18 protein-coding genes are annotated in these 14169 nt (G+C 59.9%); 12 read left to right on the forward strand and 6 right to left on the reverse strand.

The features are described 5' to 3' along the window. Positions 1-43: 43 nt before the first annotated feature. Genes V8J81_RS16730 through V8J81_RS16740 form a run of 3 tightly spaced genes read left to right on the forward strand, consistent with a single transcriptional unit; the run spans position 44 to position 2486 of the window. On the forward strand, positions 44-775 hold the full coding sequence (locus V8J81_RS16730; protein ID WP_368476886.1) for a competence/damage-inducible protein A: 732 nt from the start codon (positions 44-46) through the stop codon (positions 773-775). Beyond that, the gene (locus tag V8J81_RS16735) at positions 772-1509 is read left to right on the forward strand and encodes a GNAT family N-acetyltransferase (RefSeq protein ID WP_368476887.1); all 738 of its coding nucleotides are present in this window, start codon (positions 772-774) and stop codon (positions 1507-1509) included. The genes V8J81_RS16730 and V8J81_RS16735 overlap by 4 nt, the downstream gene beginning before the upstream one ends. Then, positions 1506-2486 (forward strand): OmpA family protein, encoded by a 981-nt coding sequence (locus V8J81_RS16740; RefSeq protein ID WP_368476888.1) that lies wholly within the window; start codon positions 1506-1508, stop codon positions 2484-2486. Before V8J81_RS16735 ends, V8J81_RS16740 begins: the two co-directional genes overlap by 4 nt. Here V8J81_RS16740 and V8J81_RS16745 read toward each other — a convergent pair. Together V8J81_RS16745 and V8J81_RS16750 are read right to left on the reverse strand one after the other, a co-directional pair. Next, entirely contained in the window at positions 2483-2941 is a 459-nt protein-coding gene (locus V8J81_RS16745; RefSeq protein ID WP_368476889.1) for a hypothetical protein, read from the reverse strand. The two genes, V8J81_RS16740 and V8J81_RS16745, sit on opposite strands and share 4 nt — an antisense overlap. A 152-nt stretch (positions 2942-3093) precedes the next feature. Further along, entirely contained in the window at positions 3094-3999 is a 906-nt protein-coding gene (locus V8J81_RS16750) for a LysR family transcriptional regulator (protein ID WP_368476890.1), read from the reverse strand. A gap of 207 nt (positions 4000-4206) precedes the next feature. Between V8J81_RS16750 and V8J81_RS16755 the strand changes: the two genes are divergently transcribed. Further along, the gene (locus V8J81_RS16755) at positions 4207-4932 is read left to right on the forward strand and encodes a class II aldolase and adducin N-terminal domain-containing protein (protein WP_439649906.1); all 726 of its coding nucleotides are present in this window, start codon (positions 4207-4209) and stop codon (positions 4930-4932) included. Between the two features lie 40 nt (positions 4933-4972). Next, positions 4973-5944 carry a DNA topoisomerase IB gene (locus V8J81_RS16760; protein WP_368476892.1) on the forward strand — a complete coding sequence of 324 codons (972 nt, stop codon included), beginning with the start codon at positions 4973-4975 and terminating at the stop codon, positions 5942-5944. On the opposite strand, the gene speB is transcribed toward V8J81_RS16760, so the two are convergent. Next, positions 5941-6891 carry an agmatinase gene (speB, locus tag V8J81_RS16765; RefSeq protein ID WP_368476893.1) on the reverse strand — a complete coding sequence of 317 codons (951 nt, stop codon included), beginning with the start codon at positions 6889-6891 and terminating at the stop codon, positions 5941-5943. The genes V8J81_RS16760 and speB overlap by 4 nt on opposite strands. Positions 6892-7009: 118 nt before the next feature. On the opposite strand from speB, the gene mtgA reads away from it, so the two are divergent. The 7 genes from mtgA to V8J81_RS16800 all read left to right on the forward strand — a co-directional run bounded on the left by mtgA (position 7010) and on the right by V8J81_RS16800 (position 11734). Next, entirely contained in the window at positions 7010-7738 is a 729-nt protein-coding gene (mtgA, locus tag V8J81_RS16770) for a monofunctional biosynthetic peptidoglycan transglycosylase (RefSeq protein ID WP_368476894.1), read from the forward strand. Between the two features lie 51 nt (positions 7739-7789). Further along, positions 7790-8455: an FtsZ-binding protein FzlA gene (gene fzlA, locus V8J81_RS16775; RefSeq protein ID WP_368476895.1), complete on the forward strand. Its 666-nt coding sequence runs from the start codon at positions 7790-7792 to the stop codon at positions 8453-8455. Further along, positions 8452-9483, forward strand: a complete 1032-nt coding sequence (gene queG / locus V8J81_RS16780) for a tRNA epoxyqueuosine(34) reductase QueG (RefSeq protein ID WP_368476896.1) — start codon at positions 8452-8454, stop codon at positions 9481-9483. The genes fzlA and queG overlap by 4 nt, the downstream gene beginning before the upstream one ends. Then, entirely contained in the window at positions 9480-10337 is an 858-nt protein-coding gene (locus V8J81_RS16785; RefSeq protein WP_368476897.1) for an SDR family oxidoreductase, read from the forward strand. Before queG ends, V8J81_RS16785 begins: the two co-directional genes overlap by 4 nt. A 60-nt stretch (positions 10338-10397) precedes the next feature. Beyond that, positions 10398-10883 carry a L,D-transpeptidase family protein gene (locus V8J81_RS16790; RefSeq protein ID WP_368476898.1) on the forward strand — a complete coding sequence of 162 codons (486 nt, stop codon included), beginning with the start codon at positions 10398-10400 and terminating at the stop codon, positions 10881-10883. Between the two features lie 288 nt (positions 10884-11171). Next, complete coding sequence (locus tag V8J81_RS16795) at positions 11172-11357, forward strand: hypothetical protein (RefSeq protein WP_368476899.1); 186 nt, start codon at positions 11172-11174, stop codon at positions 11355-11357. A 191-nt stretch (positions 11358-11548) separates the two neighbouring features. Beyond that, a complete protein-coding gene (locus V8J81_RS16800; RefSeq protein WP_368476900.1) occupies positions 11549-11734 on the forward strand; it encodes a hypothetical protein in 186 nt (61 codons plus the stop codon). A 70-nt stretch (positions 11735-11804) separates the two neighbouring features. Here the strand turns inward: V8J81_RS16800 and rlmN are convergent, their stop codons facing one another. Genes rlmN through V8J81_RS16815 form a run of 3 tightly spaced genes read right to left on the reverse strand, consistent with a single transcriptional unit; the run spans position 11805 to position 14085 of the window. Next, positions 11805-12983, reverse strand: coding sequence for a dual-specificity RNA methyltransferase RlmN (gene rlmN, locus V8J81_RS16805; RefSeq protein WP_368476901.1), 1179 nt, complete (start codon positions 12981-12983; stop codon positions 11805-11807). Positions 12984-13043: 60 nt separating this feature from the next. Further along, the gene (locus V8J81_RS16810) at positions 13044-13577 is read right to left on the reverse strand and encodes an invasion associated locus B family protein (protein WP_368476902.1); all 534 of its coding nucleotides are present in this window, start codon (positions 13575-13577) and stop codon (positions 13044-13046) included. Next, positions 13552-14085, reverse strand: a complete 534-nt coding sequence (locus V8J81_RS16815; RefSeq protein ID WP_368476903.1) for an invasion associated locus B family protein — start codon at positions 14083-14085, stop codon at positions 13552-13554. The genes V8J81_RS16810 and V8J81_RS16815 overlap by 26 nt, the downstream gene beginning before the upstream one ends. Positions 14086-14169: the final 84 nt, after the last annotated feature.

The following is a 14169-nucleotide window of genomic DNA, read 5'->3' on the forward strand; positions in this document are numbered from 1 at the left end:
CGCGACCTATACCGTGCGAGGCTGATGTCCAAGGAGGCCGCGCATGTCCAACCCTACCGCCGCGATGCTCGTGATCGGGGATGAAATCCTGTCGGGGCGCACGCGCGACAGCAACATGAACCATCTGGCCAAGGCGCTGACCGAGCATGGCATCGCCTTGCAAGAGGCGCGGATGATCAGCGACGATCACGCCACCATCGTGCGACAGGTGCGCGAGATGGCCGGGGCTTACGACCAAGTCTTCACCTCGGGCGGGATCGGGCCGACCCACGATGACATCACCGCCGAGGCCGTGGCCGACGCGATGGGCGCGGCCTGCGGTGTGCGCGAGGATGCGCGCGCGATCCTCCAGGCGCATTACGACCGGTCCGGGCAAGAGCTGAACGAAGCTCGCTTGCGCATGGCGCGCATTCCCGATGGGGCGGCCTTGATCGACAATCCGGTAAGCGCCGCGCCCGGTTTCACCCTTGGCAATGTCCACGTGATGGCAGGTGTGCCGAAGATTTTCGAGGCGATGCTCGCCGGGTTGCTGCCGACGCTGACCGGGGGTGCGCCAGTGATTTCGGACAGCCTGCGTGTGGAACGGGGTGAGGGCGATATTGCAGCGCCTCTAGGCGATCTGGCGGAAGCGCATCCCGAAGTTTCCATCGGCTCTTATCCGTTCCAAAGCAGCAACGGGAAATATGGCTCGAACGTTGTGGTGCGCAGCCAGGATGGCGCGGCGGTAGAAGTCGTCATGGAAAAGCTGCGCGGCCTGTTCCCGGAAGCGGCATGACCGGCGCGGATATCTTTCCAACGGTGGCAGCATCCTGGCCGCCAAGCGCAACCCAATCCGTTGGCCCGTTTGTCGTTCCTGAACCGGATGCGGGCGGCAATCGCGTCAGCGCGGCCCGGCTAAACGAGCCAACTGCGAGGAACGCAAGCGAGGAGGGGTTGGAGGCGGCGGAAACTGCGATGAATGCGCAAGCGCGCGCGCCACTGTTTCAAGTGCTCGACCATCAGGACGGTCTGTCCAACGCCCTCGATCAGCGCGGCTACATCGCGCGGGATCATACGGACATTCTTGTGATCCGTTCCGCCGATCTGGCCGCTCCGCCCCCGCCCGTGACTGCCTTCACCATCTGGCCCCCGCTGGCCATCCAGACCGAGATCTGGGAGGCCGGTGGCATCGATGCGGCGCGCCGTGCGGTTATGGACCGGGCGGATTTCCCCAAGACCTCGCTGTTCGGGCGCATTAATGACAAACCCGCAGGTGCAGCGTTTGTGGGCGTGAATGGTTCGGTGGCGATGCTTCACGCGTTGGAGATCACCCCAAGCGCGCGGAGGGCCGGATTGGCCAGCACGATGATGCGCGCTGCGGCAGATTGGGCACAAAAAGAGGGTGCAGAGTGGTTTTCTGTGCTAGTGACGCAGCAAAACAGTGGGGCGCAAAGGCTTTATGCTTCCTTGGGCCTGAGAGCTGTGGGAACATATTGTTACCGAGAAAAGACAGGCGGACCGACCCAGTGAGATTGCAAGGCGTGCGCAAGTTTGGCGGCCTGGCAGCGCTATGCTTAGCCGGATTGTGTGCGCCCACTGGTGTTGCCGCGCTGGACCTTGCCTTTCCAGGCGAGGCGGAGCTGGTGCTGAGCACGGGCCCCACGCAAGGCCAGCACCCGATTGCGACCGGTCCTTTCCGCAACGGTCAGGTTCCTTTGGCGCTGACCGATGGGATGGTGCAGACGCTGACTTGGCAGGTCGAAGGTGAGGGTGTTTCTACCGCTTCGATCCTACGCGCTGTGAACGAACAGCTTGAGGCGCAGGACTATGAGGTGACGTTCACCTGCTTTGCGGCAGCATGCGGCGGCTTTGATTTCCGCCATGCGGTCCCGGTTGGGCAAGCGCCTGAAATGCATGTCGATCTGGGCAACTACCAGTACCTGACCGCCTCAACCGAGCGCGAGGCCGGGGCAGAGCAGGTCGCACTGATGATCAGCCAGGGCGGCGCGACCAGTTTCGTGCATATGGCACGTGTCATGCCTGCCGAGGCGGTCGAGACGAACCCCGTCGTTCTCTCCAGCAGGTCGCCGGACGCGGCAGAAGGCGCCTTGGCCCCACAAATGGACCCAGGCGATCTCGTGGGCATGCTGACCAGCATCGGATCTGCGCCGTTGGATGATTTGCGCTTTGCAACGGGCGCGTCGCAGCTATCGGGTGAGATGTACCCTTCGCTCGTGGCCCTGGCCGCTTTCCTAGAGGCCAATCCGGCGCGGCGTGTGGTTCTGGTTGGGCATACCGATGCGAGCGGGTCGCTTTCCGGCAATATCTCACTTTCGCAAGCGCGGGCCGATGCAGTTCGGCGTTTCCTCGTCAACCAGTTGGACGTGAACCCTGGCCAAATTGAAGCGGAAGGGATCGGCTATCTGTCGCCCCGCGCCTCGAACACGACATCCGAGGGGCGCGAAGCCAATCGCCGTGTTGAGGTTGTATTGGCCGACGCCGGTTAATCCAGCCGATCCGGCAAACCTTTCCCATTATTCCACCACCGACGCGGATTATCGCTGTTGGGATCGTAAGCCGCGCGGCTGGCCCAGTCCTCGCGCACGAAAATCACCGGCTCTTCGTAATGATGCACGGCGTTGATTGCGTCCATGACCGCACTCAGCGCCTTGATGTCACGTTCAATGGAAATCTTTAGTTCGACCATCGGATAGGTTTCAGTACTGCCAACCTTGAAGCCATCGACATGGGTCGTGGTGGTTGATCCGGGTTCCGGCTGGGCGGTTTCGCGCCCGACGGCCGAGATGCTGGCATTGCGCTGATAGCGGCCAAAACTGAGTGGGTGAACCTGCATCACTGCATCAAGGATGCGATCGGTGTCTTCCGGAAGTGTCTGAATTTCCAAGGTATAGACAGGCTCTAACGTGCCAGATTGGGCCTTATACTGATCGAGTTCGCTCATGGTGGCCTCCGCGTTTGTTGTCATTATGTTCTCAAAACCATGTGGGGCCAAACAAAAAAAGCCCGGGTGATGCGAGGCATCGACCCGGGTCAAGGTAGGCACGCATCGTCGGCAGGGACGATACGAGGCACGGCAAGGGAAAAACGGTCAGATCACCAGTCGGTCGGGCCTTTGTCGCGGAAGCTTTCGACAAGATAGTCGATGAAGGCACGGACCTTGGGCTGGATATAGCGACCCGGCGGGTAGACGGCATAGACGCCCTGGATATCGACCGGGAGGTCGGGCATGGCATCTTCAAGAAGGCCGTCGCGCATCGGGTCGGCGTAGAGGAACGAGGGCAGATAAGCGATGCCAAGGCCACCTATGGCGGCGTTCAGCAGGCTTTGCCCATCGTTGACCGTCAGCCACCCGGCGGTGCGCACCTGGCGCAACTCACCCGAGGGGGCGGTCAGCTTCCACACATTGCCCGAGGACGAGTTCGAGTAGTGCAGAAGCTTGTGTTCGTTCAGATCATCAATCCGCTCTGGCCGACCATATTCTTTGAAGTAGCCGGGGGCGGCGATCATGCGGCGCTGGGTTTCACAAATCTTGCGCGCCATAAGAGAGCTGTCTTCCAGCTCACCCACGCGGATGGCCATATCGAAGCCTTCCGAGATCAGCTCAACATAGCGGTTGTTCAAGACCATGTTGACGGTGATGTCGGGATAATTGTGCAGGAACTCCCCCAGAATAGGCGAGACGTGGTTCACGCCGAAATCCGTGGCGATCGACACACGCAATGTGCCGGACGGCGCGGATTGCATGGCAGTGACGAGAGCATCGGCCTCACCCGCATCATTCAGCACGCGGCGGGCGCGGTCGTAATAGGCCAGACCAATCTCGGTCGGAGACACGCGGCGGGTCGTGCGATTGAGAAGACGCGCACCAAGCCGGGCCTCCAGTGAGGAGACATGTTTCGAGACAGCGGATTTCGAAATCCCCATCTTCTTGGCTGCATCCGTGAAGCCGCCTTGGTCTACTACCGTGGCGAAGGCTTCCATTTCCGTTAAACGATCCATACCGGGCCTACTGTTGACTGCTCGTAGGATCGTTGATGGCCGTGAATTGGGGCGCAAATGGGATGCGGGTAAGACCAAAGCGGGATTATTCCGCGGATCGTTGAAGGCATCGCAACAGCGGTTGCGCGCCAATTGACGATTGCAAGGGCGGCGAGAAGGTCGTTAGCGTCCGCGCAACAATCGCAGGAAACAATGGGGATGAGGGACATGGATCATGCAGAGGCCCGGGCCGAGATGGCCGCCGCCTTTCGCTGGACCGCGCGCGAAGACATGCATGAAGGCGTGGCCAACCATTTCTCGTTCGCCGTCAATGATGCGGGCACCGAATTTCTGATCAATCCAAAGAAGCATTTCAGCGCGATCAAGGCGTCTGACCTTTGGGTGGTAGATGCGGATGATCCTGAAAGTGCGAAGGGCGACGACGCGCCGGATCAAACAGCGTGGGGACTGCATGGTTCGCTGCACCGCCACGTTCCCCATGCACGCTGCGCGATGCACGTGCATTCGACCTACGCGACTGTGCTGGCTTCCTTGGCCGACTCGCGCCTTCCGGCGATCGACCAGAACTCCGCCATGTTTCACAACCGGCAGGTAGTGGATGAGGGCTATGGCGGGCTGGCGCTTGAGGATGAAGGCACGCGCTGCGCGCAGATGTTCCAGGATCCAAGCGTGCGCACGATGATCATGGGCAATCACGGCGTGCTGTTCATTGGAGAGACTGTCGCCGAGACCTTCATGCGGATGTATTACTTCGAGCGTGCCGCGCGGAACTACATTCTGGCGCTTCAGACGGGCCGCGAGTTGCGGGTTTTGTCCGAGGAGGTCGCCGAACGCACCGCGCAACAGCTTGATGAAGATCACGGCGCGGACGTTGATCTGCTGCGGGGAATCCGAGTGGTGCTGGATCGAGACGAGCCGGATTACGTCACCTAACTGAACGGAACCCAACCAGCAGTTCTGGCGTTTCGCCGTCATGATACCTGACGGCCTTATCTATTATCCTGACGACCGACCGGGCATTACGCGCCGACGCTGTGGGCGAGGGTTCAGCTACCGTGGACCCGATGGCACCACGATCGAAAACGGCAAGGCCCGCAAACGGATCGAAGCGCTGGCCGTGCCGCCGGCCTACAAACATGTCTGGATCAGTCCACGGTTGAACGGGCATCTGCAAGCGACCGGCTATGACGATGCCCGCCGAAAGCAATATCGCTATCATCCCGATTGGACGTCGTTCCGCGCCCAGCGAAAGTTTGAGGATATGCCCCGGTTTGGCTTGGCCCTGCCGCGCCTGCGCGACGCCATCCGAACGGGGCTTGAGGCAGAGCCGGGAAGCCGGGAATTTGCGCTGGCGGCGGTTCTTGCGCTGATCGACAGACTCTCGTTGCGTCCCGGACACCCCGACTACGTGGAAGCGAATGGGAGCTACGGCGCCACCACGCTGCAATCGCGCCACCTGACGACGAATGACGCGGGCACCCAACTGCAATTTCCGGCGAAGGGGGGAAAGAAAGTTCGCGAAACGCTGCGCGACCGAAAGCTGGCCCGCGCGCTGCATAAGCTGGACGATCTGCCTGGCGCACCCATCGCGACCTGGCTGGACGATGGTGAAACGCGCGCAATCTCACCGGATATGCTCGGGGCTTTCATCGCCGAGGTGACGGGAGAAGAGGGGCTGACGCCCAAGACCTTCCGCACATGGAACGGCTCGGTCGCGGCGTTGGAAGTCGCATTGTCTGAGCGCGACCTGACAATCGCCGCGATGTCAGAGGCTGCGGCTAAGCGATTGAACAACACGCCGACAATGGCGCGGAACAGCTATATCCACCCGGAGGTGATTGGTTTGTCCGATGTTGACGCAAAACAAAGGCAGGCGTTGGCCGATGCCACAACCCCGACACGCCTGCGCAAGGCGGAACGCGCATTGTTGAAGCTGATCGATTAGCCTTTGGCGTGAAGGATCCGTCCGATGAGGTTCAACAAAAGCTGTGCGGCAAGGATGGCAGTGGTTCCGTCGCGGTCATAATCCGGCGCAACCTCCACCAGATCGACGCCGACGATACGGTTGCGTTTGGCGAGAATCGCCAAGAATTCCAACACCTCATAGTAGAGAAACCCACCATGGGACGGCGTGCCGGTTCCCGGCGCGATTGAGGGATCGAAGCCGTCAATGTCGATAGTGATATAGAGGTCTACACCTTCGGGCACGCGTGCCGCGGCTGCCTCGGCCCCCATAGCGCGGACCTGGCGAACCGATTGGATGTCTGATCCGAAGCTTCGGGCATCCTCATACCCTTCCTTTGCGGTCGAGCTGACGTTCCGAATGCCGAATTGCGATAGGCCAGTCACATGATCCTGCTCCGCCGCTCGGCGCATCGGGTTGCCGTGGCCGTGGCGAACCCCGTGGCGCTCGTCGACGAAATCGAGATGGGCGTCGATCTGGACCACATGTATTGGCCCATGGTCCGCAAAGGCGCGGATGCAGGGGATATTGATCGAGTGGTCACCGCCGAGCGTGACAGGCAGCGCACCTGCGGCGAGGGCGGCGCGAACGCCTTTCTCGATATTGGCGTGTGAGGCTTCAGTATCCGTATGGATGATGTCGGCATCGCCCATATCCACGATCTTCGTGCCAGGCCCAAGATAGGTGACGTCATCTTCGTGATCGTAGGCGCCGGCATGGCCGAAAGCGAAGAGCGTGGAGGCCTCCCGTATGCCGCGCGGGCCGAACCGCGCACCCGCCCGCCATTGGGTGCCGAAATCAAACGGCGCACCGAGGACGGCGACATCGGCGTCGATCTTGGACCAATCGGGTTGGTATTCGTATTTGCCGAACGTGGCGATGCCCACGAAGGGCAGGTTCAGGCGGCCGGATTCGTAACCATGTGACATGGGCGCAAGGTGCGGCGGATGGGTCGCGCCTTCAAGCGGATGTTTCGGCTGGGGCTGGTATGGGAGCCTCCGGCGCGCATATTTATCGGAACAAAGATGAGCAGGGAGCGTAGGCCGGTTGGCGAAGCGCACACGGAAAACGAAGAAGACGAAGACCGAGTCGCGCGCGCGGCGCTGGGCGCGTTGGTTTCGCCGCTGGTTGTGGCGTGGTGTCTTCGGCGCGGCGGCCCTGATGCTGGTGTGGATCGTGCTTTATGCCTTCGTGCCCGTGCCGACCACCATCTACATGCTACAGGAACGCGCGCGGTTGGGCGGAGTGTTGGAGCAGGATTGGGTGCCGATGGAGGAAATCTCACCACATCTGGCGCGGGCCGCTGTGGCTGCAGAGGACGCGAACTTTTGCCTGCATTGGGGCTTCGACATGTCCGCGATCCGCGACGCGATTGCCGATGGTGCGTCTCGAGGTGGGTCGACCATTAGCCAGCAGACCGTGAAGAACGCGTTTCTGTGGCATGGGCGTTCGTGGGTGCGGAAAGCGCTGGAGGCTGCGATTACCCCTGTGATGGAACTGATTTGGCCCAAGCACCGAGTGTTGGAGGTGTACTTGAACGTCGCGGAATTCGCGCCCGGTGTGTTCGGAGCAGAAGCTGCCGCGCAGCATCATTTCGGGGTTTCTGCCGCTGATCTGACCGAACGGCAGGCCTCGCTTCTTGCCGCCGTCCTGCCCAACCCGCAGCAACGCAATGCGAGCGCGCCATCCAGCAGCGTGGACCGTCGCGCGCGATCTATTGCAAACGGGGCGGCGACGATCCGCGCCGATGGGCGGGATGACTGCTTTGCGAATTGATTTTTCCGATCCAAGCGGCCAAAGAACACGAACACCAGACCGAGCAGCCCAATGAACCGCCTCTATCATTTCCCGCTTTCTCCGTTTTGCCGGAAGGTCCGCCTTGTGCTGGCCGAGAAGAGGATTGAGGTGGAACTGGTCGAAGAAAAGTATTGGGAACCCTCCACCGAGTTTTTGCGCCGCAATCCGGCGGGAAAAGTTCCAGTTCTGAAGATCGACGGCATGATGCTGAGCGATAGTCAGGCGATCTGCGAATATCTTGAGGAAACTGTGCCGGACCCTGCGCTGCTGCCACGAGATGCGGCGCAGCGGGCAGAAGTGCGAAGGCTTGTGGCGTGGTTCGATGACAAGTTCCACAAAGAGGTGACCGTCAATCTTGTTCATGAACGGGTGCACAAGAAGCTGATGCGGTCAGGGTATCCGGATGGGCGTGCAGTGAAAGCGGGCGCGACGAACGTGAAATTCCACATCAAATATATGGATTGGTTGCTGGATCATCGCCGCTGGCTGGCAGGGGATCAGATGACAATGGCTGATTTCGCCGCCGCCGCGCAGCTTTCATGCCTCGACTATATCTCGGACGTGGATTGGAGCCTGAGCGCGCCGGTCAAGGATTGGTATGCGAAGGTGAAATCGCGGCCTGCCTTCCGGTCGATCCTTGCGGATCAGATCTTCGGCTTCCCGCAACCGGCGCATTACGCCGACCTCGACTTTTGAGCGATCTGAAAGAGGCCCTGCGCGCAGAGGCCTTTGAGGCCGGATTTGCGAAGATGGGCGTTTGTCGCCCCGATGCTGTCCCTGAATTGGCAGCACGTTTGTCGGACTTCGTGAACGCCGGGTATCACGGACAGATGGGCTGGATGGCCGAGCGCATGCACTGGCGCGGCGCGCCGGACGAACTGTGGCCCGAAGCGAAGTCTGTGGTGATGCTGGCCGAACCATACACGCCAGAAGTCGATCCGCTGGAAGCACTGAAGGCCCGCGATTGCGCCACGATCAGTGTCTATGCGCAGAACCGTGACTATCATGATCTGGTGAAAAAGCGCTTGAAGCGCGTGGGGCGTTGGCTGCTGAAGCAGGTCTCGGGCGAACAGATAAAGGTTTTCGTCGATACGGCACCGGTGATGGAAAAGCCGCTGGCACAGGCCGCAGGGCTGGGATGGCAGGGTAAGCACACAAACTTGCTGGCGCGCGATCTGGGGAATTGGTTCTTCCTTGGCGCGATTTTCACAACCGTGGAGCTTCCCAGCGACGCACCTGAGCAGGAGCGCTGTGGCAGCTGCACCGCCTGCCTCGACATCTGTCCGACCGATGCCTTCCCCGCGCCCTTCAAACTGGATGCGCGGAAATGCATTTCTTACCTGACGATCGAATATAAAGGCCCGGTCGATCTGGGGCTGCGTGCGAAGATGGGCAACCGGATCTACGGGTGTGACGATTGCCTTGCCGTTTGCCCATGGAACAAGTTTGCACAAACCGCCCGCGACATGCGGTATGCGCCACGGCCTGAACTTCAATCGCCCAAGCTGGCGGAGCTTGCGGTGCTTGATGATGCAGAGTTTCGTGCTCTCTTTTCCGGCTCACCCATCAAACGGATCGGGCGGGATCGCTTCGTACGGAACGTGCTTTACGCCATCGGTAATTCGGGGGAGCCTGCCTTGGCGGACGTGGCGCGCGGGTTGGTGGATGATCCGGACGCCGCTGTCGCAGATGCGGCGCAATGGGCGGTGGAACGGCTGACATGAGGCTTCTGATATTCGGCTACGGATTTTCTTCCCGGGCAACGGCTTTGGCCTTGCCTGGCGGATGGTCCGTGCGCGCAACCACCCGAAACCCCGCGAAGTTTGGCGTGATGGAACGCGACGGGGTCACGCCATTGCTGTTCCCCGGCTCGGACATGACCGGGCATATCGAATGGGCGAGCCATGTGTTGATCTCAGCGGGGCCACAAAATGGGCGTGATCCCGTTCTGGCAGAGCTTCGTACGGCCTTTGCCGCGGCCCGACATCTGAAGTGGGTGGGCTACCTGAGTACGACGGGCGTCTATGGCGACCATGGTGGTGGCTGGGTGACTGAGGAAACACCGCTAAAGGCCTCTACCAAACGAGGGCAGGCACGGATTGATGCAGAAGCCGAATGGATGGCGCTGCATCGTGATCTCGGGCTGCCTGTACACCTGTTCCGGCTGGCAGGAATTTACGGGCCGGGGCGTGGGCCCTTTGCTAAAGTGCGCAACGGCACTGCGCGGCGGATCATCAAAGAGGGGCAAGTGTTCAGCCGAATCCATGTTGAGGATATCGCGCAGACGGTCCTCGCTTCCATCAACCGACCCAACCCTGGCGCGGCTTACAATGTCTGCGATGATGACCCGGCCCCGCCGCAGGATGTCATCGCCCATGCCGCGGAATTGCTCGGCCTTCCGGTTCCGCCGGCCATCGCCTTTGAAGACGCGGACATGACACCCATGGCGCGCAGCTTTTACGCCGAGTCAAAGCGGGTGGATAACGCGCGCATCAAGGAAGAGTTGGGGGTGCAGCTACGCTATTCCGATTATCGCGTCGGCCTAGCGGATCTTCTTTCCTCCGAAGCGAAAAGCTGAGCCTCGCGTAACCCTCGGATTTGTGTATAAATGCCGAAAAACTTGGATCGAGCAGTCGCCATGGATCGTCGCACTTTTCTTGCTATTCCCGCTTTGTTGCCGGTCGCGGCCTGTTCGCGGTTCCCTGAATATAACGGGCCCGAGGTTACACGAGTCGTTGTGTGGAAAAACGAACGGCTCATGTCCCTTTTCCACCGCGAAGAAGTTCTTGAGAGCTATGAGATCGAGCTTGGTTTCGCACCGGAGGGCCACAAGTTCGAATATGGCGACGGACGGACGCCCGAGGGCGAATACTTCATTGATCGCCGCAATCCGAACAGTGATTTCTACCTGTCGATCGGGATCAGCTATCCCAACGCCGAAGATATTGCGCGCGCCAGAGAAGCAGGTGTGAACCCCGGCGGCGACATCTTCATTCACGGCACGCCGCGACCGTTCCGGAATATCGACGATTGGACCGTAGGCTGTATCGCGGTTCGCAACCGCGAGATGCGCCAGATCTATTCGATGGTACAGAACGGCACGCCGATCATGATTCACCCCTAAAGGGTATCTCGAATCGGGGGCAAACCCTTGATTCGGCTATATTCGCACTTCCGTTGGTCGCACTTTTGTTCCCGAGAAAATGACTTCGATGTGATTTTGGGCACCAACCTGCCACCGAACCCCCGGAAGTGTTGCTAATTTGACGACACAAGCGATTTCGATGGCAACTGCCGATTTTCCCGCCATTGCATTCGCACAGGGTTGCTGGTTAAACATGAACACGAGGTACAGTCTTGGGTGCCCTAACCTGTGCATTGTGTACAAAAGGGGCGTATCTTGGAGGATATTATGAAGAAACTTGCTCTCGCTGCTGCTCTGTCTGTTGTCGCCACTGGCGCGTTCGCAGGCGGCTACGTTGAACCCGCGGTCATCGAGCCCGTGGTCATCGTTGAAGACACCGGCTCCTCGGCCGGCGGCATCCTGGTGCCCGCCATCGCCGTTCTGCTGCTGGTTCTGGCACTGCACCACACCTGATCCCAACGGATCACGTGGTATCACGATTTGAATTGGCGCTGCCCGCAAGGGTGGCGCCATTTCTTTTTTGCAACAGGTTGGGCCACAGATGATGCCAGATGCATTTTCCCCGTTGCAGCCTTCAAGCCAGTAAAGCTAGGCAGAGGCATATACACGCAAACCAGCCAAAGTGATTTGGCAAGGAGACTAAAATGAAGAAGCTCGCACTTGCTGCTGCCCTGACTGTTGTCGCCACTGGCGCATTCGCTGGCGGCTATGTTGAACCCGCGATCATTGATCCGGTCATCATCGAAGACAACACCAGCTCCTCGGCCGGCGGCATCCTGGTGCCCGCAATCGCCGTTCTGCTGCTGGTTCTGGCACTGCACCACACCTGATCTGCAGATCACGTGACGGAATTGGATTGGCGCTGCTTTTGGGCAGCGCCTTTTCTTTTGGGGCAGGGGCTTAAAGGCCTGCCTCGGCCTCGATCTGCTTTTTCGACTTCCGCGCCCGTTCGGTTGCGGATTTCAACTGCCCGCACGCAGCCATGATGTCCTCTCCGCGCGGTGTACGGATCGGGGAGGCATAGCCAGCCTTGTAGACGATGTCGGCAAAGCGTTCGATCCGCTCCCAATCTGAGCGCTCATACGGCGCGCCGGGCCATTCGTTGAACGGGATCAGGTTGATCTTGGCCGGAATGCCCTGAATCAGCTTCACCAGACGCCGTGCGTCTTCGTCCGAGTCGTTCACGTCTTTCAGCATCACGTATTCAAACGTGATCCGCTCAGAATTGCTGGCCTTTGGATAGGCGCGAAGGGCATCGAGAAGCTCTTCGATGTTCCAGCGCTTGTTGATCGGAACAAGCTTGTCACGCACCTCATCCGTCGTGGCGTGGAACGAAACGGCCAACTGGCAGCCGATTTCTTCAGCCGTACGGGCGATTTCGGGGACCACGCCAGATGTCGAAAGAGTGATCCGCCGGCGGCTGAGGCTGATCCCTTCCGGGTCCATCGCGATCTTCATCGCGTCACGGACATTTTCGAAATTATAAAGCGGCTCGCCCATGCCCATGAGGACGATGTTGGACACCAGCCGTGGCTTGGCATCCGAGCCTTCACCTTCGGCGGTCCATTCATCCAGATCGTCCCGCGCCAGCATGACCTGTCCGATGATCTCGCCAGCCGTCAGGTTTCGCACCAGCTTTTGCGTGCCGGTGTGACAGAACGAACAGGTCAAGGTGCAGCCAACCTGGCTTGAGATACAAAGCGTGCCGCGATCCACTTCGGGAATATAGACAACCTCAACCTCATGGCCGCCCGCGATCCGCACAAGGTACTTCCGCGTACCATCAGCGCTGACCTGCTTTGACACAACTTCAGGCACTTCGGCCACGAAGGTTTCCGCTAGCATGGCGCGATAATCCTTCGACAGATTGGTCATCGCCGCAAAATCACGGATGCCCTTTTGATAGAGCCACTGCCAGATTTGCCCGGTGCGCATCTTCGCCTGCTTCTCTGGCGTACCAGCCTCGATCAACGCAGCGCGCAGGCCATCACGGGTCAGACCGATCAGATTGACCGGCCCATCGGGCAGCTTGCGTTTGATTGTGGCAACGTCTTGCGTGATAGGCGCAGTGGCGGTCATGGCGAAAATCCTTGGGAGGTCGCGCTGACATATAGGATGCAACGCGCTCGCGCAAATGGCCTAGTTGCTACAGCGCACCTCAGCATCTTCAATGGCAGCCGTAAAGCCGGTCAGGCTGAACGTGTCGGCCACCTCAGTCCCGCGACCAGAGACGGCTGTCACGACAACCTCGGACCCGGACCGCAACGCCTCAATGATCCGGGCATCTGACGCAGGCGATCCGGCCCAAGCCATCGGACCTTCGGTGAACAACTCGAAAGTCGTACCACCAACATCCAAAGAAACGGTAGAGCCGCTCGCAAACGGGTAGCCGCCGGTATAGCTGACCTCGGCCAAACGCCCGTCGGCGGGCCAAAACGAAATGAAGAGAAGCGCTTCATCCCGTCGGATTGCTTCCGTCACATCCTCACCCCCGCGCGTGGCGACAGTGTTTGCCGGAACGGATGTCACCCAACATTGCGTCGGATCTTCCTGCACGTAAATCGACCATGCCGTTTGGGTCTGCGCGAAAGCAGGCTCAACGATCAGCGCTAAGGCGATCCCGCAGAAAAGGCTGACCCGCACCGGATCAGTTTCCGCAGCGCGCTTCTGCATCCTCAACGGCGGCGGTGAACCCCAGCAGGCTGAATGTATCCTGCGTCTGAGTGCCGCGTGACGACCGGGCCGTCAGCACTGCTTCAGCACCGCGCTTCATAGCCGTGATGATGCGATCATCATCTTGTGGAGACGCGGCCCAAGCCATCTCACCCTCGGTGAAGAGTTCAAACGTGGAAGACCCGATCTCGATCGAGACGGTCGAACCATCGGCAAACGGGTAACCGCCTGTGAAGCTGACTTCGCCCAAACGCTCCTGACCCGGCCAGAAGGAAACGAACATCAGGATTTCGCCGCGACGCACCGATACGACGCGCCCGTCGCGGGTGTTCACGGTTTCCGATGGCGTGGATACAACCCAGCACTGCGTTGGGTCATCTTCGACGAACACCGACCAGTCGGTTTCAGCGTTCACTCGGTTTGTGGATTCTTCGCCTTCCTGTGCAAACGCAACCGTCCCCGAAATGAAGAATGCGCCCGCCAGAAGACCAGCAAGATATTGTTTCATGAATGTCAGAGCCTCCAGCCCCTGGTCTGCCTCTGGTCGGCGCCCTTTTTTTGGGTCACTAAAGTGTCAAGCGTCCGACCGTTA

Origin of the sequence: Gymnodinialimonas sp. 202GB13-11 (assembly GCF_040932485.1) — a bacterium.
Classification (GTDB): Bacteria; Pseudomonadota; Alphaproteobacteria; order Rhodobacterales; family Rhodobacteraceae; genus Gymnodinialimonas; species Gymnodinialimonas hymeniacidonis.

Bases quoted from the DNA above. Each gene is read 5' to 3' on its own strand.
- speB (WP_368476893.1), bottom strand. From the start codon at position 6,891: ATGTCACATGGTTACGAATCCGGCCGCCTGAACCTGCCCTTCGTGGGC.
- V8J81_RS16815 (WP_368476903.1), bottom strand. From the start codon at position 14,085: ATGAAACAATATCTTGCTGGTCTTCTGGCGGGCGCATTCTTCATTTCG.
- V8J81_RS16760 (WP_368476892.1), top strand. From the start codon at position 4,973: ATGATACCTGACGGCCTTATCTATTATCCTGACGACCGACCGGGCATT.
- V8J81_RS16730 (WP_368476886.1), top strand. From the start codon at position 44: ATGTCCAACCCTACCGCCGCGATGCTCGTGATCGGGGATGAAATCCTG.
- V8J81_RS16785 (WP_368476897.1), top strand. From the start codon at position 9,480: ATGAGGCTTCTGATATTCGGCTACGGATTTTCTTCCCGGGCAACGGCT.
- fzlA (WP_368476895.1), top strand. From the start codon at position 7,790: ATGAACCGCCTCTATCATTTCCCGCTTTCTCCGTTTTGCCGGAAGGTC.
- V8J81_RS16750 (WP_368476890.1), bottom strand. From the start codon at position 3,999: ATGGATCGTTTAACGGAAATGGAAGCCTTCGCCACGGTAGTAGACCAA.
- V8J81_RS16745 (WP_368476889.1), bottom strand. From the start codon at position 2,941: ATGAGCGAACTCGATCAGTATAAGGCCCAATCTGGCACGTTAGAGCCT.
- V8J81_RS16810 (WP_368476902.1), bottom strand. From the start codon at position 13,577: ATGCAGAAGCGCGCTGCGGAAACTGATCCGGTGCGGGTCAGCCTTTTC.
- V8J81_RS16800 (WP_368476900.1), top strand. From the start codon at position 11,549: ATGAAGAAGCTCGCACTTGCTGCTGCCCTGACTGTTGTCGCCACTGGC.
- V8J81_RS16755 (WP_439649906.1), top strand. From the start codon at position 4,207: ATGGATCATGCAGAGGCCCGGGCCGAGATGGCCGCCGCCTTTCGCTGG.
- V8J81_RS16790 (WP_368476898.1), top strand. From the start codon at position 10,398: ATGGATCGTCGCACTTTTCTTGCTATTCCCGCTTTGTTGCCGGTCGCG.
- V8J81_RS16795 (WP_368476899.1), top strand. From the start codon at position 11,172: ATGAAGAAACTTGCTCTCGCTGCTGCTCTGTCTGTTGTCGCCACTGGC.
- V8J81_RS16735 (WP_368476887.1), top strand. From the start codon at position 772: ATGACCGGCGCGGATATCTTTCCAACGGTGGCAGCATCCTGGCCGCCA.
- rlmN (WP_368476901.1), bottom strand. From the start codon at position 12,983: ATGACCGCCACTGCGCCTATCACGCAAGACGTTGCCACAATCAAACGC.